Genomic DNA, 21,385 nt, shown 5'->3' on the forward strand with positions numbered 1-21,385 from the left:
GGCGGCGAGGCCCATCCGGCGACCCGGGTCAGCCGGCTGAAAACCGCAGTGGGTATCCATTACCCAGTATGTAGATGAACTCATGCCCGACTACAAGCAACGTATATGCCAATATATCGACCTTCTTATAAAACAATCACTTGATTAGGATTTACTGATATTCAAGCAATGACTGTTGCAACACCCCCATTTCGCGCTATAACCGAGACAGGGATTGGCGAAACGGGCCATACCGGGGGTGTTGCAGGCGGCCCCGGGTGTTGCAACACCGCACCGTTTCCTCCGACCCCTCCAACAAGAAAAGGAGGCGGGATGACCACAACCGAACTGGCCGAGATCTGCATCCGACACAGTCGCGACCCACACCTCATCAGCGACACCCGGGGCCGTGTCCTGTTCGCCAACCCGGCCTTTCACCAGACGCTGCAAATCCCCTCCGATGCCCGCCTCACCTTGGCGAACCTCGGACCACTGAATCTCGAACAACACCTGCAAGAGGCCGCCATTGCCGCCGGCGAGCACGATGCCGACGCCAACAGCACGCCGCACGCCCTGCACTTCTCGCTAATGGCGGAACTGGACGACGAGACCCTCCCGCTGGAGGTGATCAGCCAGCCACTGCGCCTGAACGATGACCAGCGCGCGCTGCGTCTGATCACCCTGCAACCGCAGCGCCGGCGAACAACCGCGGTGGAAACCGTCAGCGAGGACGGACAGGACGGGCTCGAGGACAGCCACTTCCATTCCCACGACGCCAGCTGCCGGCCCACGCTGCAGTTCGCACGGCGCGTGGCCGCCAGCGACGTGCGCGTGATGCTCATGGGCGAATCCGGCACCGGCAAGACGCGCCTGGCCCGGGCCATCCACCAGTCCAGCCGCCGCATCCGTGCCCCGTTCGTCGAGATCAACTGCGCGGCGATCCCCGAGGAGCTGCTGGAATCCGAACTCTTCGGCCACGCCCGCGGGGCCTTCTCCGGGGCGGTCAACGACCGGGTCGGGCGCTTCGAGGCGGCCGACGGCGGCACCTTGTTCCTCGACGAGATCGGCGAGATGAGCCCGCGCCTGCAGGCCAAGCTGCTACGCGCAGTCCAGGATGGCGCCTTCGAACGCGTCGGCGAGAACACCACCCGGCAAGTGGACGTGCGCATCCTTTCCGCGTCCAATCAAAACCTGCGCAGCCGCGTCGAGGCCGGCGGGTTCCGCACTGACCTGTTCTACCGCCTCGCGGTCGCCACAGTGGAAATCCCGCCGCTGCGCGAACGGCCCCAGGACCTGGCGGCCACCCTGCAGGCCTACGAGGTGCACCACGGCATCCGCATCGCGCCGCATCTGAAGGAACGGCTGCAGGAGCACCCCTGGCCGGGCAACTTCCGCGAGCTGGAGAACGTCTTCGAGTGTCTGACCCTGCACGCCCGCAACGGTCAGGTGGACGACTTTCCCCTGCCCCAGCCGATCCGGATGGATGCCGATGCGGCGGACACGATCCATGCGCCGCGCACCAACCGCCATGACCCGGCCCACGCTCCCGATGGCCAACCGCACGACCGGGCGGGCCACCCGACCCGCGACGGCCAGCCCAGCGAGCATCCGGAGGCCCGGCGCCTGCGCGAGGCACTGGTCGCCCATGCCGGAAACCGCTCACAGACCGCCCGCGCCCTGGGCATGGATCGCAGCACCCTGTGGCGCAAGCTGCACCGCTACCAGCTAGTCTGAACCTGCGGCAGGCAGACGACCGCCCCCACAAGAAAAGGCCCCGGAGGTGTGCACCCCCGGGGCCTTTTCGGTTGCCCTGCCCGCACCTTCCGGCGGCGCGAAAGACCTAGCGGTACTGTCGCAGGTGGCGGGCGCCATCGCGGTGGTGGCGGTCATACACCGGCGCCAGGCGCTCGATCATCGAACGCCGCTCCCTCGTCGGCAACAGCCCCAGGGCGCTGTCCCAGGCCCGCATCGCGCCCGCGGCATCGTCAGCGGCATACAGGGCGTTGCCCAGCTCGCCGTAGAGGTCGGCACGCTGCGCCGAGGTGGCCGGAATGTCTTCCAGTGCCGTGCGCAGCACCTCGACCGCCTCCTCGGGTCCGCCCCGCCAGTAGGCGACACGCCCGGCCTCCAGCGCCTCCTGCACCTGCCGCGCGACCTCTTCTTCGCTCATCGGCTCGCCGGTGGCCCGGAGCTGCGCCTGTTCCTGCGGGTCCGGAATCGGGCGCTGTGCGCTGCCCTCGTCCTCACGCTCGTAGGCCTCGCCCGTCATCGGGTCCATGTCGCCCTCCGACAAACGCCCCTCACGCGGCGCCGTTTCGTCCGCTGGGGCCGGGGCATCCTCGGCCACTGCAACGGCCTCGACATCCGTGTCCTCCGGCACCGCATCGGCGCTGGGGGCCAGCACATCGCGCGCCGACCAGGCGATCAGCCACAGCACGATCACGATCACGATCCAGTAGCGATTAACGAAACTTCTCTGCTTGTTGTCTGCCTGTTCCATGCCTCACCTTTTCCGGTTTTTCCATTGGCGGAGCGACTCGGGCAACACGGATGAATGCATTCATCAGCGCTTCTCCGGGCTCTCCGTCAAGCGTTCATTCCATTACCTATTTCTATCCTGCACCGAAACGCCTTCCAGAGCGAACAGGATAATGGACAGCACATCGGCGCCAATTCTCCCTTGTAAGGGGATGCTGATTAAAACACCCGGGCGGCGTGGGTCAGCGCAAACCGAGCACATCCTGATGCCCGACGGTCAGCTCGACCTCGCCGCGGGCGAGCGCCACGGCGCGCGCCTTGCCCCAGGCTCGCAGATCCGCCGCCCGGCCCGGGTCAATCGCGCTGGCCGCGGCCACCCAGCCGTCGATCAGGGCCACACCCAGCGCCGCCCGATGCGCGTCAATCCGCCAGTCACTGGCGCAGGTTTGCACCCCGTACCCCAGCCCCTCGAGCCGCGCCGCACAGGCCGGCGCGGCGGTCGGCCCCAGGGCCGGCCCGAACCCTTTGTCCGAGCGCTGGTGCCGATTGACCGCGTCCTCCAACTCGGCATCCAGGGCATGCGGCTGCGACCAGCGAATCCGCCCGTCATAACTCAGTGCGAACAACACCGCGGCACCCTGTTCGGCGCAGGCCGCAAGCAACCGGTCCAGCCAGGCCTCCGAAACCAGATCCAGCAGCGCCGAACCGGTCACCAGCGACGATCCGCCCGCGAGGGCCGCACCCGGATCGTCGGCCAGGTCGCTCACCCACCGCTCGAGCTCGATCCCGGCGCCGGGAGCGCCGGCGCGGGCCAGCAGCCCGGCATCGTGATCCACCAGCCGCCAGTGTTGCGGGGGCGGCAGTCGCGGCGCGAGGTAGCGCAGGTTGGAGCCGGTGCCACTGCCCAGATCCGTCACCTGAAGGGGGCCGGCGACACGACGCCCAGCCAGATGCGCACGCAGGGATTCGACCAGGGCCTCCGGCCGGGCGGCATGATCGGCTGCCTCGCGCAGGGCCAGCCAGTCGGCGTCGAAGGATTCCGTCATTGCAGCCACTCCTCCAGCGTCTGTTCCAGTGCGGCCACCGCACCATCCCAGTCCGAACGTTCCGCCATCGCGTCGCGTGCCATCCGCCCCATCCGGTGGCGCGCTCCAGCATCGGTCAACAAGGCGTCGATGGCCGCGGCAAGCGCCCCGATATCTCCCGGCGGAACCAGCCGGCCGGCCGCCTCCGGCACGGTCGCAGGGATCGCCCCACCGGTGGTACCGATCACCGGCAGGCCGCGCGCCATCGCCTCGGTATAGGCCATGCCGAAGCCCTCGTAAGCGCTGGGCAGGACAAACAGCGAGGCCCGCCCGTACCAGCCCTCCAGCGCCGCATCGTCGCATTCGCCGGCCCACTCGATCCGGTCTCCAAGCCCGGCCTCGGTGATCGCCGCCTCCACCCGCTGCACATAGGCCGCGTCCCGCACCCGCGAACCCACCAAGACCGCCCGCCAGTCCGTGGTCCGTATGCACGCCAGGGCCTGCACCAGTTCCAGCTGGCCCTTGCGCGGCACGACCGAGCCCACACAGAGCAGCAGCGGGCGCTCGCCGGGACCGGGCCCCAACGCCTGCGGGCGCGGTTCGATCCCCGGCGGTATCGCCTGGAGCCGCCCGGAAGACACCCCCCAGGTGGCCACCTGCCCGGCGGTGAAGGCACTCGTGGCCAGCACGCCCTCGACCTGACCCACGGCGGCGCGTTCACGCGCCAGCAGGTCATCGGCCCGCGCCGGTTCCAGCCCGGTCTCCAGGCCTAGCGGGTGATGCAGCAGATAGATCAGATGCAGGCGCTCGGCGTGGCGGGCCAGCACCCCGGGAAAGGCACCCGCCGCCAGGCCATCCAGCAGCACGGCCCGCCTATCGGGAAAGCCCGCAAGCGCGGCGTCCAGGGCCGACTCGGCCGCCGGGTTCGGCCCGGGGAATGCCCCCTCCAGCTCGCGCACCGTGACCGTCCAGCCGCGCGCCCTCAAGCCCGCGACCATGCGCGCATCGTAGCGATACCCGCCGGTGCGCTGCTCCAGCGACCCCGGCACCACCAGGCCGAGCTCACGCATTCGGCTCAGGGTGCCGCCTCGTAGCTGGCCCAGGCCACGTGCGACTCGTTCAGGGTTACGCACACCGCGTCCAGCTCGCGGGCCGATTCGCCCAGCTCGCCGGCATGGATGGCGCGCGCCACGCGCTGGTGCAGTTCATGGGCGAGGAATTCGGTGGTGGTGTTCTGGCCGCGAAAATCCTCGCGCTCGTCCAGATTCTGGTAGTTCAGGTCGCCCAGGAGGGCCTTGACCACCTCGCTGGCGCAGCCGATATCCACCACCAGCCCGTCGGCATCCAGGGCCTGGCGGCGGAAGGTCACGTCGACCACGTAGGTCGCGCCGTGGAGCTTCTGGGCCGGGCCGAAGGTCTCGCCGGCAAAGCTGTGGGCGATCATAAAATGATCACGGACGTTCAGGCTGTACATCGGGCAGTTCCCCGCAGGTCGCGTTAATCGGAAAAGGGTCAATAACGGATACGGTGGCACAGCGTGCGTTCGGCCTCAGGCCCGGAGACACGCTGCATCGCCGTCGGCAGGTCGGCGAACGCATCCTCGCCACTGATCAGGGCATCCAGCGCCGGATCGGTCAGCAGCGACAGCGCCAGCGCCAGGCGGCGGCGATAGTCCCAGCGCGCCGCGCGCTCCGGCGGGATGCGTCCGACCTGCGAGCTGCGCAACGTCAGCCGCCGCGAGTGAAAGGCCTCGCCCAGCGGCGCCGGCACCGGCTGATCGCCGTACCAGCTCATCTCCACCACCCGGGCCTCGACCCCGGCGAGCGCCAGCGCCTGCTCCAGCCCGGCCGGGTTGCCGCTGGCATGCACGACCCCGTCCAGGCCCTGCAGGTCCGGATTCGCTTGCGCCGCGTCCGGGGTGCAAAGGCTCAACCCCAGCCGGGCCGCCACGGCCTCGCGCTGGGGGTTGGGGTCGATCAACGTCACCTCGGTGCCGGGGATCGCCCGCAGCAGCCAGGCCACCAGCAGCCCGACCACCCCCGCCCCGATCACGGCGATGCGATCCCCCGGACCGGAGTGCGCATCCCAGACTGCGTTGATCGCCGTCTCCATGTTGGCCGCCAGCACCGCGCGCTCCGCGGGCACCGCATCCGGGATCGGGACCACCGCGGCCGCGGGAACGACGTAGGCGCTCTGGTGCGGATACAGACAGAACACCCGCTGCCCGAGCGGCGCATCCCCTTCGTCCCCCGCCTCGACCGTTCCGACGCTGATGTATCCGTACTTGACCGGCCCGGGGAACTCGCCCGCCTGGAACGGCGCGCGCATTGCCTGATGCTGGCTCGCGGGGACCCGGCCATGAAAGACCAGCGACTCGGTCCCGCGACTGATCGCGGAAAACTGCGTGCGCACCCGCACCTCCCCCGACACCGGCTCCGCCAGTGCCTCCGGGCGCAGTTCGCCCGTGCCGGGACCGACCACCCAGAAGGCCTGTTCGGGAGCCGGCGTGTTCACCGGAAGCACTGCAAGGTCAGGGTGCAAGGCGGCGTCATCATCCGCGCAGTGTGGGCGAAGCGTATTCCAAGCGGCAACTCCCGGCGCGCGGCGTGGTCGCAAGGCAAGGCCCCGGAGACCTCCCACGGAGGGCTACAATCCCCCCATGGAATCATCCACCGCCAAACGTCGCTCCGCGGCGCGGATACGGACCGGTCTCCGCGTCTGGGCGGCCGACGGGCTCGTCGCCGGCCTGCTGGGCCTGGTCGTCACGGCAACGCTGATGCTGCACGCCGAACTGGGACCGCACGCAATCATCGGCTTTGTCGTGCTCTGGTTCATGCTCGGCGCCCTGCTCGCCACCACCACCCCCCCGGACGGACTGGCCCGGGACGGGCGTGGCCCCGGCCCGGCCAACCGGGTCACGCTGCTGCGCGCCGCCCTGACCGCACCCCTGGGGGCCCTGGTATTCGCCCCCCCTGCCACGGGTGACCCATTGCTGGCCCTCTGGGTGATTGCGCTGGCGGGTCTGGCCCTGCTGCTGGACGGGCTCGACGGGGCCGTCGCGCGGCGCACCGACAGCGCCACCGCATTCGGCGCCCGCTTCGACATGGAATTGGACGCAGCGATGATCCTGGCTTTGTCCGTGCTCGCCTGGCAGATGACCGCAGTCGGCCCCTGGGTGATCCTGATCGGGCTGATGCGCTATGCCTTCGTGCTGGCCGCCCGCCCCTGGCCCTGGCTGGCCGGGGCGCTGCCACCCAGCCGCCGCCGCCAGACCGTCTGCGTGCTGCAGACCGTAGTGCTGCTTCTGGTGCTGATCCCCGGCCTGCCCGCCAGCGCCGCCATCACCATCGCCCTGGCCGGCCTGCTGGCCCTCGGCCTGTCCTTTGCCGTGGATATCCACTGGCTCTACCGCCACCGACCGGAGGTGTGTCATGACTGACGCCCGCAACCACCGCTTTTCCAGCCGCCTGCGCTCCGCGCTCCTGACCTGCCTGATGACCGCGACCTTCGCCCTGCCCGCTGCCGCCCTGGCCGATGCCGACCGCTGGGTCATCGACCCCGACCACTTCGCAGTCGGTTTCCTGGTCGATCACGCCGGCTACGCCAAGGTCATGGGCATGTTCCTGGAGGCCGAGGGCGAGTTCACCTTCGACCCGGACTCGGGCGAACTGGAGGGCGGCTTCTTCGTCATCAAGACCGACAGCGTGTTCACCAACCACGCCGAGCGCGACGACCACCTGCGCAACGAGGACTTCCTGCACGTCGAGGCGTACCCGGAGATGCGCTTCACCGCCACGCGCTACCAGCCCACCGGCGAGAACACCGGGCGCCTGAGTGGCGGCCTGGAGCTGCTGGGCGAGACCCGCACCATCCATCTCGACGTGACCATCAACAAGGTCGGGCGCTACCCGTTCCCGCTGGGTGGCCTGTTCGGCCGCCCGTACGTGCTGGGGGCGTCGATGCGTGGCAGCTTCGATCGTTCCGATTTCGGCATGACCTACGGCCTGACCCGCGACATCGTTGGCGACGAGGTCGAACTGATGATCGAGTTCGAGGCGCAGCGGCAGTAACGGACGGCCGCCTGAATGGGTTCACCACGAACACTCAAAGAGACGAAGGAAACACCGGGGCGTGTAACCACAGAGGGCACCCAAGGCACGGAGCATGGAAGGCTCCCGGCCTGCCGCGCAGGGCGGGCGCGACGGCTCTGGACGGAAGACCGCGTGATCGCGGGGTCCGGGGGCATCCGGACGCAGCGGCTCCGACACCCGGGACCAAAACACTCCCGCGTCATCCCGGCCGTAGCGCAGCGCAGAGCCGGGATCTCCAGCCCATGACCCCCACGCCGCCGCGCACCCCCGCGAGATCCCGGATCACCGCTTCGTGGTTTCCGGGATGACGATGTAGGAGGCGCCTGGAGACACGGGCCCGCACGGGCCTTGAGCCTGGCTGACGCTCGTTGCTAATCAGGAAACGAAAAGGCCCCGGGTAGTAACGCGCCGGGGCCTTGCAGGGCGAAAGGACTGGGGGGGGGCGTCAGGCGGTCGTGTTGATGTTGGTGCCCACGTTTGCCGGCAGACCCTGCGTGGCGGCCTGCATCTCGCCAATGTCGGGCAGTGCCTCCAGCATCGACTGAGCGGCCATCTCCTGCGACTCCATCGCCTTCTTCTGCAGGGCCACATCTTTCTGCATGGCCAGCTGCTGCTGGCTTTGCTGGGTGGCCGTTGCGGCAATCGCGCTTGCGTCCATCCTGGTACTCCCGAAATCTGAATGTACAGGCCCGCCAGCGCTCAGGACGACGGACCTGCCCCCGGTGACGGCCGTATCCCGCAAGACTTGAGCCTCCATGCACGATTTTTTCGCACGCGGGAGAATTTTCAACGCACAACCGCACGAACGACCATCAGCACCGGAACTCTCGTCGCCGATCCTTCCCCTTCTTCCCGCCTGCGTGCCCTTCGTGGTGAACAAGGTCCTCGACCTTCAATCAGTCTTCCCGGCGTTGTGTCCGGCAGGACCTTCGGGCGCTCGGCAGACCCGCGCGGCAAAGCGCCGCATCACGCCACGGGCCACGCGATCCTCGGGTTCGATACAGAACCCGGCCTGCTCCACCGCGGCCTCGGTATCGCGATTCGGATGGCAACCGCCGGTGACGCAGGTCCAGGCCGGCTGCACCCGGTCCTGCGCCCGTCCCAGCAGCGGGCGGGTGTGGCGCACATGCTCCAGCATGCGCAGCGCGCCGCCGTCCGCCAGCACCCGGCGCACCTCGCCCAGAGCCCGCGGCGGGTCCTGGACGCTGCAGAAAACCAGGCCGGAGACCACGCTATCGAACACCCCATCCGCAAATGGCAGCGCCTCGGCCTTCGCCACCACCAGCGGGACCGTCGGCGCACGGCGTCGCGCCCACCGCAGCGCGGCCAGGTCCGGATCCATGCCGATCACTTGCGTCGGATCCGCGTACAGCGGCAGATCGCGCCCGGTCCCGCAGCCGACCTCCAGCACCCGGCCTTCGGCGCCCTCAACCAGGCGCCGTCGCCAGCGACGCAGCCCCAGAAGATCGGCACCGGCCATCAGGCCGTCATACAGCCAGGGGATCTGTTCAAGACCGCGCATCGCGACTCCGTGGGTGCCAGGGGGGGGAGAAATGTGACGCATGCCACATTCTTTCGGCGGGTGGCAGGAACCTGTTTCCACAGTCCCTGTCCACTTATACAAGTTGCGGAAATCATCGGCTCGTGGCAACGGCAGCCGGTGATCCGCCGTTCGGACGCAAACCCTCCATCACACGGGTGTCCGAATGATCTTTGGCCCGGCGTCTTCGCCGGGCCATTTTTTTGTGTGGCCGCTCCGACCGGTACAGGCTGACGCGTTCGCGCCAGCACAGCGTCCCCCTCAGTTGCCGGTACGCCCGATCAGGTTGAGGAACTCGCGCCGGGTGCGGCCGTCCTCGCGGAAGGCGCCCAGCATCACCGAGGTCGCCATGGAGGAGTGCTGCTTCTCCACCCCGCGCATGGTCATGCACATGTGCTTGGCATCCACCACCACGCCAACCCCCTTGGCCCCCGTCACCTGCATCAGCGCCTCGGCAATCTCGCGGGTCAGGCTCTCCTGGATCTGCAGCCGTGCAGCGAACATGTCCACGATGCGGGCAATCTTCGACAGGCCGATCACCTTGCCATCGGGCAGGTAGGCGACATGCACCTTGCCGATGATCGGCAGCAGGTGATGCTCGCACAGGGAGTACAACTCGATATCGCGCAGCAGGACCATCTCGTCGTTATCGGACGAGAACAGCGCATCATTCACGATGGTGTCCAGGTCCTGCTGGTAGCCACGCGTCAGATATTGCATGGCCTTGGCTGCGCGCATCGGCGTGTCCCGCAGGCCCTCGCGTTGCGGATTCTCGCCGAGCCCGGCGAGAATCTCGCGGTAGTGCTCGGCGAGTTGTTCCGGGGCGGCCAGCGGCTGGCCCGAGGCAGGGGTGGCCGTCGGCTCGTCGGCCATGCGGTCATCTGCGTTCATCGATGGTTCCTTGTTCTCGTTCATTCTCGCGTTCTTCCTCTTTCCTGCTCAGGCCGCGATGGTGACCGCGAGGCCGGAGGCCAGGGCCAGCATCGCGCCCACGGTCAGCACCAGGCGCAGACCGAGATAGCCACGGGGCAACGCCCGCCGTTGCAGGCTCAGCCGATCCACCCACCACACCCCAAGAAACAGCACGGCCAGCGTCATCAAGGCCTGCGGCAGCGGCTGCAGCACCGCCAGCCAGGCCAGGACGGACGGCACCACCGCCCACACCGGCGCCGAGAGCGGACCCACCCGGTGCTGCCGATCCGCCAGATAGATTCCCCAGTGGACCGCCCCCAGGAACGACAGGATCACCGCACCATAGAGCGCCAGGGCCTCCAGTGCGAAAACCTGCCATTCGGGCTGGGCCATCCAGGCCCCGATGCCGAAGAACGCGAAGGGTAGCAGCCCGGCGTACCCGAGCACCTGCAACGCAGGTGCCGGGGTATCCGGTCGCGCGCCCTCGCCGCGCGCCTGCAGGGCCCGGTGGCCCAGGTACTCGCGCAGTTCAGGGAGGCCGCCGATCACCCCTTCGCGCGTCACAAACAGCGGCAGCACCGCGGCGCCGGTGGCCTGTTGCAACGCATGGAACTGCTCGCGGTTATGGGCCGAGCCCATGCCCCACTCCAGCCGCTGCCAGCGCCCCGGGGCCGTCGCCTTCAGAAGCGCCTCGGCATCCCGGAAATCCGACAGCCCGGAGGTGATGCCCACGATCTCGTGGGTCGTCAGTGCATCGCGCACCTCTGCCGGCCACTCCGGTGCGCCCGCTTGCGCCTGCTTGTCTGTGTTCACGATCCGCGTCTCCCGCTGCACCTGTTTCGCGGTAAACCGCCCTCCTATTGGAAGCCGGGGAACTTTTTACCGCCACCATTTACAAATATTGTACAGTTATTGTATAAGATGTACATCGCCCTGCGGCCCGGAGATCCACCACCATGCAACGCTCGCGCATCGCCGTCATCGGCGGAGGCATCGCCGGCCTGTCCGCCGCCTGGATTCTGCAGACCCGGCACCAGGTCCAACTGTTCGAATCGGAACCGGAGCTCGGCGGCCATGCCCATACGGTGGAGGTACCCGATCCGCAGGGCCACACGGCCATCGATACCGGCTTCGTGGTCTACAACGAGCGCAACTACCCCCTGCTCACCCGCCTGTTCACGGAACTCGACGTCCCCACCCAGGATACGGACATGTCCTTCGGCTATTCGCGCCAGCCCGCGGGCGTCGAGTATGCCGGCTCCGATCTGAACACCCTGTTCGCGCAGCGCCGCAACCTGGTGCGCCCGGCTTTCCTGCGCATGGCGAGCGATATCCTGCGCTTCAACCGCCTGGGCAAGGGCCTGTTCGAGCGTGGGGAAAGCCCGGAGGGCACGCTCGGCGCGTTCCTCGCCCGACACCGACTGGGCCGCGGCTTCACCGAGGACTACCTGCTGCCGATGGCGGCCGCGATCTGGTCCTGCCCGCCCGAGGAGATCCGCGAGTTCCCGGCCGCCAGTTTCCTGCAGTTCTTCCACAACCACGGCCTGCTGGATCTGCGTGATCGCCCGCAGTGGCGCACGGTGGTCGGCGGCAGCCGCGAGTACGTCCAGCGGCTCGCGGAGCGCCTGGAACCCGGCAGCGTGATTCACCAACCGGTGCGCGCAGTGATCCCCGATGCCGACCGGTGGCGGGTCCTGACCCACGATCAGGCAGCGGGGTTCGACGCGGTCGTGTTCGCCTGCCACGCCAACACCGCGCGCTGGCTGCTGAACAAGGCCGACCCGGCGCGCGAGCGTCTGCTCGCCGCCTGCCGCTTCCAGCCCAACCGCGCGGTACTGCACACCGACCCGGCGCTGATGCCCCGCTCGCGCCGCGTGTGGTCCTCCTGGAACTATCTCTCCGGGCGCTCCACCCAGGCGCGCGACAGCGTGTCGGTCTCCTACTGGATGAACCGCCTGCATCGCCTGGAACGGCGCCAGGACTACATCATCAGCCTGAACCCCTGGCGCGAGCCGCACCCGAACACCGTGCTCGGCGAACAGCACTGGGAACACCCGGTCATGGACACCGCAGCGGAGAAGGCGCGTCAGCGCCTCGCGGCCACCCAGGGCGAGAACAACCTGTACTTCGCCGGTGCCTGGATGGGCTACGGCTTCCACGAGGACGGGCTGCGCTCGGCCGTTTCCATCGGGCGATCGCTGGGCATCGAACCGCCCTGGTCCTGCCCTGCGGACCCCCCCATGCAGACCGCCCGCCAACCGGGCTCCGCCATTCACGGCGGCGTAGCGGCACCGGCGCACGCGCCGCCTGCGCAATCCCGGAGCGCCTGAATGGACGCCGCCCTGGTCCACGGCACGGTGCTGCACCAGCGGTTCTTTCCGCAGCAGTATCGCTTTCGCTACCCGGTAACCAGCGCGCTGTTCGATATCGATCGCCTGGCGGAGACCACCCGGCGCTGCCGTCTGTTCTCGCTGAATCGCTTCAACCTCTTCAGCCTGCGCACCCGGGACCACGGCCCGCGCGACGGCCGCGCCTGGCGCCCGTGGATCGAGGCGCACCTGGCCGAACACGCCATCGACCTGGCCGGTGGCCCGATTCACCTGCTGACCATGCCGCGCGTCCTCGGACACGCCTTCAGCCCTCTCAGTGTCTGGTACGCCCGGCATGCCGACGGCGACCTGCGCGCCATTCTGCTGGAGGTACGCAATACCTTCGGCGAGCACCACCACTACCTGCTGCACGAGAACGGCGCCCCCATGGCCCTCCCCGTGCGCCAGGAAAAGAACAAGGCCTTCCACGTGTCACCGTTCATCGACATGCACGCGCGCTACGCCTTCACCCTGACGCCGCCGCGCCTGCAGTCCGGCGCATCGCTGCGCATCGCGATTAACGAATACCAGGACCAGGAATTGATGCTGGTGGCCTCGCAACACGGCCGCCTGCGCCCGTTCAGCGACCGCGCGCTGCTGGCCGCCTTCCTGAAAAAACCCTGGATGACGCTCAAGATCCTGCCGCTGATCCACTGGCAGGCTCTCAGAATCTGGTGGCGCGGCGGGCGCTATCACCCACGGCCCGCACCCCCCGCACAGGAGATCGACTAATGGCCCTCGACCACATCGACACCCCGCAGGAAGGCACGGCCCGGCGCGACTGGGCCCTGCGCCTGGTCGCCCGCGCCCTGAAAGACATCGACACCGGGCAGATCACCCTGATCGGTCCGTCCGGCGACCGCATCACCGTGCGCGGGCGCAAGGCCGGCGTCGAGGCGGTATGGCACTTCCGCCGCCCGTGGCGGGCCATCCTGCGCCTGCTGCGCCACGGCGATATCGGCTTCGCCGAAGGCTTCATCAGTGGCGACTGGATCACCCCCGACCTGCAGACGCTGCTGCGCTTCGCCACCGACAACGAGCAGGCCCTGGCGCCGATGGCCGAGCGCCCGACATGGCAGCGTGCCATCGACCGCATGCGCCACTGGATGCACCGCAACAGTCGCCGCGGAAGCCGCGCCAATATTCGCTTCCACTACGATCTCGGCAACGACTTCTACAACCTGTGGCTGGACCGCACGATGAGCTATTCATCGGCACTGTTCACCCGCGGCGACGAGGCCCTGGAACTGGCCCAGGCGCAGAAGTACACGCGCCTGCTGGATCAGCTGAACGCCGAACCCGGCGCACACATCCTCGAGATCGGCTGCGGCTGGGGCGGCTTTGCCGAGATGGCCGCGCAGCGTGGCTACCGCGTCACCGGCGTGACACTCTCGCAGGAGCAACTCGACTATGCCCGCGCCCGCATCGAACGCGCCGGCCTGAGCGACCGCGTGGAGCTGCGTCTGCAGGACTATCGCGACCTGCAGGGCACCTTTGATCACGTGGTCTCGATCGAGATGTTCGAGGCCGTGGGCGAACACTGGTGGCCGACCTTCTTCGCCAAGGTTCGCAGCTGCCTGCGCCCGGGCGGCCGCGCGGCGCTGCAGGTCATCACCATCGCGGAGGAGGCCTTCGAGTACTACCGCCGCAACGCGGACTTCATCCAGCTCTACATCTTCCCCGGTGGCATGCTGCCCTCGGTCCCGCGCTTCAACGCGGAGGCCGAGCGCGCCGGGCTCGCAGTCAAGGACCAGGCCCTGTTCGGCGAAGACTACGCGCGCACGTTGCGCCACTGGCACCGGGAGGTCCGCCAGGCGGAGCCGGTGATCGAGGCGCTGGGCTACTCGCAGTCGTTCCTGCGCATGTGGCGCTACTACCTCGCCTATTGCGAGGTCGGCTTCGACACCGCCCGCGTGAACCTGATGCAGGCGGTTCTGCAAAGCCCGGTCCAGTCCGCCGCGCCGGGCCGCGACCCCGCGAACCAATGAGGTGAGCACCCTTCGCTGGCCGCGGCTGTTCGCCTACGGCGGCCTGGGCATGCCCCTGGCCGTCCTCGGCCTGCCGCTGTATGTCTTCCTGCCCGCGCACTACGCCGAGCACACCGGCCTGGGCGTCACCCTGGTGGGCGTCTTCCTGCTGCTGGCACGGCTGCTCGATGTCGTCACCGATCCGCTGATCGGCCATCTGTCCGACCGCATCCCCGGCGCCTGGCGGCGGCGCGCGGTCATGCTGGCGGGCGTCCCGCTGCTGCTGATTGCCGCGCCCTTCCTGTTCCGCCCGCCGGCCGATGCCGGCGCCTGGTATCTGCTGATCTTCAGCACCCTGGTCTACCTCGGCTGGACGCTGGTCGCCCTGCCCTACGCCGCCTGGGGCGCCGAGCTCTCCGGTGACTACCACGAGCGCTCGCGCATCACCGCCACGCGCGAGGGCTTCGTCGTCCTGGGCACAACGGCCGCCGCGCTCCCCGCGGTCCTGGGCCTGCAGGACGATGCCGGCGCGGCCCTGGCCACCCTTGCAGTCCTGCTGTGGGTGCTGCTGCCGATCGCCTTCGTGGTCCTGCTCTGGCGAGTACCGGAGCGCCCGGGGCGCCTGGCGCCGGTGCCCTGGCGCGCCGGCTGGACCCTGCTGCGGTCCAACCAGCCGTTCCGCCGCCTGGTCCTCGCCTGGGTCCTGAACGGCACCGCCAACGCCATCCCGGCCACCCTGTTCCTGCTGTTCATCACCCACGTGCTGGAGGCCCCCGGACACGCCGGGCCACTGCTGCTGGTCTACTTCGCCACCGGCATCCTCGCGCTGCCCCTGTGGCTGCGCCTCGCCCGCCGGCTGCCCAAGCACCGGGTGTGGACGCTTTCGATGCTGCTCGCCTCGACCTTCTTTATCTGGGTTCCGTTCCTCGGTTCCGGCGACGTGCTCGCGTTCTACGCCATCACCGTATTGACCGGGCTCAGCCTCGGTGTGGACCTGGCGCTGCCGGCCGCGATGCAGGCCGACGTGATCGACCAGGACACCGCCGACGGCGGCGGCGAACGCGCCGGACTGTTCTTCGGGCTGTGGGGCATGGCCACCAAGCTGGCCCTGGCCCTGGCCGTCGGCATCAGCTTCCCGCTGCTGGGCCTGGCCGGCTTCTCGGCCGACGGCGACAACGGCCCCACCGCCCTGCTCGTGCTGGCGCTGGCCTACGCCGGCCTGCCGGTGTTGTTCAAGCTCGCGGCGATGGCCCTGATCTGGCGCTTCCCCATCGACGCCGACGCCCAGCATGCCCTGCGCGAACGCATCCACGCGCGCGAACGCGCCGCGCCTTCAGCCCAGCCCGGAGGAACCACCCCATGAATAGCCACGCCACCCGCCGCGGGACCCTGCTCGCATCCATGCTGCTGCTTGCACTGTTCCTGACCGTCGCACCCGCCAGCGCCGCGACCGAGATCGACGGCGTCCGCTTTGCCGACACGGTCACGATCGACGACACGACCGTCCCGCTGCGCGCCGGGCGGCTCTATCGCTACACCATCTTTCGCGTCTACGTCGGCGCGCTCTACGTCCCGGAAGACGTCGCTCCGGACGATGTGCTGACGGCCGACGTGCCCAAGCGCCTGGAACTGGAATACCTGCGCGCCATTAGCGCCGACGACTTCCGCAAGAGCGGCAACCGCCTGCTCGAAGACCAGCAGACCCCGGACACCCTTGCGGCCCTGTCCGACCGGCTGGAGACCTTCAACGCCGCCTACCGCGACATGGAGGCGGGCGACCGCTACGCCCTGGAATACCGCCCGGGCCATGGCACCCGCCTGCTGCAAAACGGCACACCGCTGGTCGAGGTCCCCGGCCACGACTTCGCCACGGCCTACTTCGGTATCTGGCTGCACCCGGAAGAACCCCTTTCCCGCCGCTTCCGCGACACCCTGATCGGCCAACGCTGAATCCGTCGCATCCCGGTTGCCCGCAGTTGCATTCGCGCAAGTGCATCGCAGGCTCAAACCAGGCGCCAAACGTTCACCGGTCATCGCGAGGCGCGAAGCGCCGTGGCGATCGCCCCGCCCTGCCACCCGCACGCGCCCATGGATGGCCGCGCGGCGCGCACAACGACAAAAGGCACCTCCGGTTCATGCACAGTGATTGGTTCGCGAGGCTCACGATCCGCTAACTAACTCACAGGAAGAATGCCCCAACGTAGACTAAACTTTTCCGTTCGGGACCCAGGGCCAGGAAGGCCGGGGAGCCATTCATCCACCCGTCCGCTCGCGTACGGATCGGGGCTCTCCCTCACGGCGTCCCGACGGAGGATTGCCATGCAACACCGCATCGCCTTCCGGGAGGCCACCTGGCCTGCCGACGCCGAGGCCCTGTCCCAAGTTCGCTGCGAGGTCTTCGTCGAGGAACAGGGCGTGCCCGAACCACTGGAGTTCGACGGCCTGGACGCCGCCGCCCTGCACTGGCTGGCCACCGGGCCAGAGGACGAACCGGTCGGCACCCTGCGCATGCTGCCCTCCGGCCAGATCGGCCGCATGGCCGTGTGCGAACCCTGGCGCGGACACGGCATCGGCTCGCGCCTGCTGGACTGTGCCCTCCTGGCCGCTGCCCGCCACGGCTGGCGCGAGGTCTGGCTGAACGCCCAGAGCACCCGCATCGGCTTCTACGCCCGCCACGACTTCTTCGTCATCAGCGACACCTTCGAAGACGCCGGCATCCCCCACCGCCGCATGCTCCACCGCATCCACTCCCCGATCGCACGACCCAGCCAACCCTGGAGCCGTCCCAACCACGGCCTGGCCGCGCATCCGCTATAGCCTACCCCCCCGGGGCCGGGCTCCTCGTGATGCGATTCGCTACGCTCATCGGCATCCTACAAGGGTCATTATGCGGACCGACTCGCCCGCGAATCGGCAACACCCCTCACCCCGCAACGCCCACAAACGTAGGGTGCGTTGAGCCCTGCGAAACGCACCACTCACCACGGGGCATACCCCACCCACGATGCGATTCGCTACGCTCATCCGCATCCTACGAGGCATTCTGTGGGAGCGTGCCTGCACGCGAATCGCCCGCCCCGAAACCAACGAATTCCGTGATTCCCGGAACCGCACGAAACCACCACCGTACCCGGAGATGCGAACACACCCGCACTCGCCTATGCTGAGGGAAGCACCCAGCACGCGAGCGACACGCCGATGACCACCCCCGAACGCGACCCGACCCTGATCGACGCCGAGGCCCTGCTGGCCGAACTCCTGGCCGCCACCCGCCGGCGCCTCTGGCTGCATGCCCGCGTCGCGCTCCTGGCCGAGATCGCGGGTGCCGACCTCGGCGCCGAGCTGGCCGGCATCGCGCGCCGCCATCGCCATACCGATATCCGCCTGCTGGTGGACGACGATCTCGCCCTGAAGGAACAACTCCCAAGCCTGGTCGAGAGCATCAAGCGTCTACCCAGCGCCGTGTCGGTGCGCCGGCTGGAGGCCGCGGAGGAAAGCCCGCTCACCGTCACCGCCATCGCCGACCACAGCGGCTGGATGCAGCTCACCCAGGCCGGCGGACGCCGCATCCTGCGCGGCGACGTCGAGGACCGGCCCGGCACCCAGCGCGCAGCCCAGGATTTCGAGGCCAACTGGAGTCTCAGCGATGAAGCCGTCGAGCTCCGCCGCCTCCTCGTCTGACATGCCCCGCAGGGTGGATCGGCGCCGCTGGCTACGGGGCGCCCTCGCATTAACCGCCGGCACGCTCCTGCCCGGAGCCGCACTCGCGCGTGAACCCCATGCCGAGGTCGCCGTTCTGCCGCTGCAAAACCGTCCGGCCCACAGCCTGCTGCCCGAGCTCCAGGCCCTGTTCGGCGACACCGCCACCCTGCGCGGCGACGGCTTCCGCCTGCTGGTGCGCGCCGATGCCCGCACCCTCCAGCAGATCCGCGAGGTCGTCACCGAACTTGACGCCCCGACCCAGGACCTCATCATCTCCGTGCGCCGCCACAGCGACGCCCCGCGAACCGAACGCGGCAGCGGTTTCGAGTTCGAGAGCGGCCCGGACGGCACCGAAGGGCGCATCACCACCCAGCGCCTGCGCACCACGCGCCGCGACGACCAGACCCAGCACCTGCGCCTGCGCGAAGGCACCGATGCGATCATCCTCGTCGGCGAGACCCGCACCGCCGGCTTCCGCATCATCCACGGCCGCGCCGGCGTCGGCGTCGAACCCCTCCTGCAGGACACCGCCCGCGGCTTCCGCGTACGCCCCCAGGTCCAGCCCGACGGCCGTGTGCGCGTGGCTATCTCCCAGCTCCACGAACGCCCCCTCGCGCGCGGCGCCGTGGACCGCGACGCCGTCGACACCCAGCTCACCCTGGAGCCGGGCACCTGGCACACCCTCGGCGGCGTCCACAGCGAAAGCGCCACCGAGCAGCGCGGGCTCGCCTCCCGCCGCACCACCCGCGACCGCGACACCCTCACCCTCGAAATCCGCGTCGATCCCGTCCGCTAGCCAGCCCCCATGATGCGATTCGCTTCGCTCATCGGCATCCTACGGGGTAGCACCGGCCCGTAGGGTGCGTTGAGCCCCGCGAAACGCACCTCCAACCGCGAGGCATCGACCACCCAACTGGCAGGCCAACGGTCTGGCGCACTTCCACACCGGGGTGATACAGTTGTTTAAACAATGTCTATACATCTTGCGGGTGGAGCCATGGCCGAGACACGACTGAACATCAAGCGCTGGGGCAACAATCTGGGGGTTCGCCTTCCAGCGGCCATCGCGCGCGCAGCGCATCTGGAGGCGGACCAATCCGTCATCGTGTCCGTGGAGGGCAACCAAATCGTAATCCGTCCGGAAACCAGTCAATCCATGACGCTCGATGAGCGGCTGGAAGCGTTTGACCCGGATATCCACGGCGGCGAGGTCATGCGCACGGACGCGATTGGAAATGAACGATGCTAAAGCGCGCAGCACCCAAGGACTGGGTACCCCGGCGCCGTGATGTCATCTGGATAGACTGCAACCCTCAGGCAGGACGGGAGATGCGAGATATTCACCCCTTCCTGGTCCTGTCGCCGACCCAATTCAACGCCCGAACCTCGCTGGTCCTGGGGCTCCCCATGACCACCGCCAACTACAATGCGACCAACCCCTTCGCCGTGGTGGCGGGTACCACGCCGGATGCAAGAACCAGCTACATCCTCTGCCACCAGGTAAAGTCCTTCGACTGGCGCCAACGCAACGCGACACCCCATCCAGCCGGACAAGTGCCGCAGGGCACCTACCGGGAAGCCTGCGCAGTCCTCAACCAGATCCTCGAACTCTGCCCCGATCCCGCCTAGCGGAGGTTCGTCATAGACGGGCGGGATCTATCTTCGGATTCACTTGGCCGACCGTGGGCGCGTCGCCATTACCCCCGCCACGAATGCCCCCTGCCGCGTAGCGCCGTGGACCGCGACGCCGTCGACACCCAGCTCACCCTGGAGCCGGGCGCCTGGCACACCCTCGGCGGCGTCCACAGCGAGAGCGCCACCGAGCAACGCGGCCTCGCCTCCCGCCGCACCACCCGCGACCGCGACACCCTCACCCTCGAAATCCGCGTCGATCCCGTCCGGTAAACCGCCCAAAATAGCCCCCCCCCTGCGCTTCGACTGTACCCGGCGCCGAACGCCACACCCCCAAACGCAAAAAGGCCCCAACGGGGCCCGGTCACGCATAAAAAAGGTTCATCGAAGGATACCGGGGAGGTGTTCGTGCGCTGAAGGGCATCGTAGTCTCGCGTGGAGCCAGGAAGGACGCGGGAGAGAGCGATGCTGGACAAGAAGACGTTGCAGAAGCTGGGGGGCTGGGAAGGCTATCGGCTGGAGCGTGCGGTTTGGCCGGAGGAGGCCGGCGGCACGCTGGAGTTGCACCTGAAGCCGACGCGGCAATGGATGCACTGCGAGCGCTGCGGTCATCGGACCCGGCAGGTGCACGAGACGACGGTACGGCGGGTGCGGGATCTTCCCCTGTTCGAATATCGGGTGGTGTTGGTAGTGCCGCGTCGCCGGGTGTGGTGCGAGCACTGCGGCGGTCCCCAGTTGGAACGTCTGAGCTGGCTGGGGCGCTATCAGCGGCTGACCAACCGGTTGGCGGATGCCTGCAGTCAGTTGTTGCGTTCAGCCAGTATCCAGGCCGTGGCCGCATTCTATGGCCTGGGCTGGCACACCGTGAAGACGGTGGACCGGCATCGCCTGGCGGCGGCGCTGCCGGAGCCGGACTGGGCATCGATCCGCTATCTGGCGATGGACGAGTTCGCCCTGCACAAGGGCCACCGCTACGCGACCGTGGTAATCGAGCCGATCCGGCGCCAGGTGTTGTGGGTCGGCGAAGGCCGCTCGCGCGAGACGGCGCGGGCCTTCTTCGAGCAGCTCCCCGAAGGCGTGTGCGAGCGCATCGAGGCGGTGGCGATCGACATGACCACGGCCTTTGAGCTCGAGATCCGGGCGCAGTGCCCCCGGGCCGAGATCGTCTACGACCTGTTCCATGTGGTGGCCAAGTACGGGCGCGAGGTGATCGACCGGGTGCGGGTCGATGAGGCGAAGCGCCTGGGCGACGACCGACAGGCCCGACGCGTGATCAAGTCCAGCCGCTGGCTGCTGTTGCGCAACAGGACGTCGTTGAATGCTGGCCAGGCGGTGCGCCTGGACGAGCTGCTGCAGGCCAACCAAGCGTTACTGACGGTCTACCTCTTACGCGACGAACTCAAGCGACTGTGGTTCCAGCGCAGCCCCGAGCGGACGTACCAGGCGTGGCGGCAATGGGTGCAGCAAGCCCGCGACAGCGGAATCCAAGCCCTGCAGCGCTTCGCACGCCTGCTGGAGCCCTACCTGCCCGGCATCGTCTCGCGCTGCCGCCACCGGCTGAACACCAGCGTCGTCGAGGGCATTAACAACACGATCAAGGTCATCAAGCGTCGGGCCTATGGCTACCGCGACCAGGACTACTTCTTCCTCAAAATCCGCGCCGCCTTCCCCGGTAATGCTCGATGAACCA

Annotated in this window: 23 protein-coding genes and 1 pseudogene; 15 read left to right on the forward strand and 9 right to left on the reverse strand. The window is 68.5% G+C overall.

Annotated features, from left to right (window positions below; translation table 11 throughout):
* The first annotated feature begins 312 nt into the window (after positions 1–312).
* Positions 313–1,713, forward strand: coding sequence for a sigma-54-dependent Fis family transcriptional regulator (locus tag D575_RS0102965; RefSeq protein ID WP_018144425.1), 1,401 nt, complete (start codon positions 313–315; stop codon positions 1,711–1,713).
* A gap of 106 nt (positions 1,714–1,819) precedes the next feature.
* Here the strand turns inward: D575_RS0102965 and D575_RS0102970 are convergent, their stop codons facing one another.
* The 5 genes from D575_RS0102970 to D575_RS0102990 all read right to left on the reverse strand — a co-directional run bounded on the left by D575_RS0102970 (position 1,820) and on the right by D575_RS0102990 (position 6,005).
* Positions 1,820–2,479 (reverse strand): hypothetical protein, encoded by a 660-nt coding sequence (locus D575_RS0102970; RefSeq protein ID WP_018144426.1) that lies wholly within the window; start codon positions 2,477–2,479, stop codon positions 1,820–1,822.
* Between the two features lie 220 nt (positions 2,480–2,699).
* Entirely contained in the window at positions 2,700–3,503 is an 804-nt protein-coding gene (locus D575_RS0102975; protein WP_018144427.1) for a class I SAM-dependent methyltransferase, read from the reverse strand.
* Positions 3,500–4,552 (reverse strand): glycosyltransferase family 4 protein, encoded by a 1,053-nt coding sequence (locus tag D575_RS0102980; RefSeq protein WP_018144428.1) that lies wholly within the window; start codon positions 4,550–4,552, stop codon positions 3,500–3,502. The genes D575_RS0102975 and D575_RS0102980 overlap by 4 nt, the downstream gene beginning before the upstream one ends.
* Positions 4,553–4,557: 5 nt before the next feature.
* Positions 4,558–4,956, reverse strand: a complete 399-nt coding sequence (locus D575_RS0102985) for a 6-carboxytetrahydropterin synthase (RefSeq protein WP_018144429.1) — start codon at positions 4,954–4,956, stop codon at positions 4,558–4,560.
* Positions 4,957–4,994: 38 nt separating this feature from the next.
* A complete protein-coding gene (locus D575_RS0102990; RefSeq protein ID WP_018144430.1) occupies positions 4,995–6,005 on the reverse strand; it encodes a zinc-binding alcohol dehydrogenase in 1,011 nt (336 codons plus the stop codon).
* 136 nt (positions 6,006–6,141) lie between these two features.
* Here D575_RS0102990 and D575_RS0102995 point away from each other — a divergent pair, with 136 nt between their 5' ends.
* Positions 6,142–6,921 (forward strand): CDP-alcohol phosphatidyltransferase family protein, encoded by a 780-nt coding sequence (locus D575_RS0102995; RefSeq protein ID WP_018144431.1) that lies wholly within the window; start codon positions 6,142–6,144, stop codon positions 6,919–6,921.
* Positions 6,914–7,552: a YceI family protein gene (locus tag D575_RS0103000; protein ID WP_018144432.1), complete on the forward strand. Its 639-nt coding sequence runs from the start codon at positions 6,914–6,916 to the stop codon at positions 7,550–7,552. Before D575_RS0102995 ends, D575_RS0103000 begins: the two co-directional genes overlap by 8 nt.
* Positions 7,553–8,018: 466 nt before the next feature.
* Here D575_RS0103000 and D575_RS0103005 read toward each other — a convergent pair whose 3' ends face one another.
* The 4 genes from D575_RS0103005 to D575_RS0103020 all read right to left on the reverse strand — a co-directional run bounded on the left by D575_RS0103005 (position 8,019) and on the right by D575_RS0103020 (position 10,859).
* Entirely contained in the window at positions 8,019–8,231 is a 213-nt protein-coding gene (locus D575_RS0103005; RefSeq protein ID WP_018144433.1) for a putative motility protein, read from the reverse strand.
* Between the two features lie 234 nt (positions 8,232–8,465).
* Entirely contained in the window at positions 8,466–9,095 is a 630-nt protein-coding gene (locus tag D575_RS0103010; protein ID WP_018144434.1) for a class I SAM-dependent methyltransferase, read from the reverse strand.
* A 279-nt stretch (positions 9,096–9,374) separates the two neighbouring features.
* A complete protein-coding gene (gene folE, locus D575_RS0103015) occupies positions 9,375–10,028 on the reverse strand; it encodes a GTP cyclohydrolase I FolE (protein ID WP_018144435.1) in 654 nt (217 codons plus the stop codon).
* A 24-nt stretch (positions 10,029–10,052) separates the two neighbouring features.
* Positions 10,053–10,859 (reverse strand): DUF3429 family protein, encoded by an 807-nt coding sequence (locus tag D575_RS0103020; protein ID WP_018144436.1) that lies wholly within the window; start codon positions 10,857–10,859, stop codon positions 10,053–10,055.
* A 122-nt stretch (positions 10,860–10,981) separates the two neighbouring features.
* Between D575_RS0103020 and D575_RS0103025 the strand changes: the two genes are divergently transcribed.
* From D575_RS0103025 to D575_RS0103080, 12 genes and pseudogenes are all read left to right on the forward strand, one after another.
* The gene (locus tag D575_RS0103025; RefSeq protein WP_018144437.1) at positions 10,982–12,355 is read left to right on the forward strand and encodes an NAD(P)/FAD-dependent oxidoreductase; all 1,374 of its coding nucleotides are present in this window, start codon (positions 10,982–10,984) and stop codon (positions 12,353–12,355) included.
* Positions 12,356–13,126, forward strand: coding sequence for a DUF1365 domain-containing protein (locus tag D575_RS0103030; RefSeq protein ID WP_018144438.1), 771 nt, complete (start codon positions 12,356–12,358; stop codon positions 13,124–13,126).
* On the forward strand, positions 13,126–14,382 hold the full coding sequence (locus tag D575_RS0103035) for a cyclopropane-fatty-acyl-phospholipid synthase family protein (RefSeq protein ID WP_018144439.1): 1,257 nt from the start codon (positions 13,126–13,128) through the stop codon (positions 14,380–14,382). The genes D575_RS0103030 and D575_RS0103035 overlap by 1 nt, the downstream gene beginning before the upstream one ends.
* A gap of 1 nt (position 14,383) precedes the next feature.
* Positions 14,384–15,724, forward strand: a complete 1,341-nt coding sequence (locus tag D575_RS0103040) for an MFS transporter (RefSeq protein ID WP_018144440.1) — start codon at positions 14,384–14,386, stop codon at positions 15,722–15,724.
* Positions 15,721–16,311, forward strand: a complete 591-nt coding sequence (locus tag D575_RS0103045) for a chalcone isomerase family protein (protein ID WP_018144441.1) — start codon at positions 15,721–15,723, stop codon at positions 16,309–16,311. Before D575_RS0103040 ends, D575_RS0103045 begins: the two co-directional genes overlap by 4 nt.
* A 369-nt stretch (positions 16,312–16,680) precedes the next feature.
* The gene (locus tag D575_RS0103050) at positions 16,681–17,178 is read left to right on the forward strand and encodes a GNAT family N-acetyltransferase (RefSeq protein ID WP_018144442.1); all 498 of its coding nucleotides are present in this window, start codon (positions 16,681–16,683) and stop codon (positions 17,176–17,178) included.
* Between the two features lie 381 nt (positions 17,179–17,559).
* The gene (locus D575_RS0103055; RefSeq protein ID WP_018144443.1) at positions 17,560–18,042 is read left to right on the forward strand and encodes a hypothetical protein; all 483 of its coding nucleotides are present in this window, start codon (positions 17,560–17,562) and stop codon (positions 18,040–18,042) included.
* On the forward strand, positions 18,008–18,859 hold the full coding sequence (locus tag D575_RS0103060; protein WP_018144444.1) for a hypothetical protein: 852 nt from the start codon (positions 18,008–18,010) through the stop codon (positions 18,857–18,859). The genes D575_RS0103055 and D575_RS0103060 overlap by 35 nt, the downstream gene beginning before the upstream one ends.
* 201 nt (positions 18,860–19,060) lie before the next feature.
* Positions 19,061–19,312, forward strand: a complete 252-nt coding sequence (locus D575_RS0103065) for an AbrB/MazE/SpoVT family DNA-binding domain-containing protein (protein ID WP_018144445.1) — start codon at positions 19,061–19,063, stop codon at positions 19,310–19,312.
* The gene (locus tag D575_RS0103070) at positions 19,306–19,692 is read left to right on the forward strand and encodes a type II toxin-antitoxin system PemK/MazF family toxin (RefSeq protein WP_255349312.1); all 387 of its coding nucleotides are present in this window, start codon (positions 19,306–19,308) and stop codon (positions 19,690–19,692) included. The genes D575_RS0103065 and D575_RS0103070 overlap by 7 nt, the downstream gene beginning before the upstream one ends.
* A gap of 78 nt (positions 19,693–19,770) precedes the next feature.
* Positions 19,771–19,968, forward strand: a pseudogene (locus D575_RS14445) (hypothetical protein); the annotation flags it as partial.
* Positions 19,969–20,160: 192 nt separating this feature from the next.
* Positions 20,161–21,381, forward strand: coding sequence for an ISL3 family transposase (locus tag D575_RS0103080; protein WP_018143877.1), 1,221 nt, complete (start codon positions 20,161–20,163; stop codon positions 21,379–21,381).
* Positions 21,382–21,385 lie beyond the last annotated feature (4 nt).

Source organism: Thioalkalivibrio sp. AKL6 (assembly GCF_000376905.1).
Lineage (GTDB): Bacteria > Pseudomonadota > Gammaproteobacteria > Ectothiorhodospirales > Ectothiorhodospiraceae > Thioalkalivibrio > Thioalkalivibrio versutus.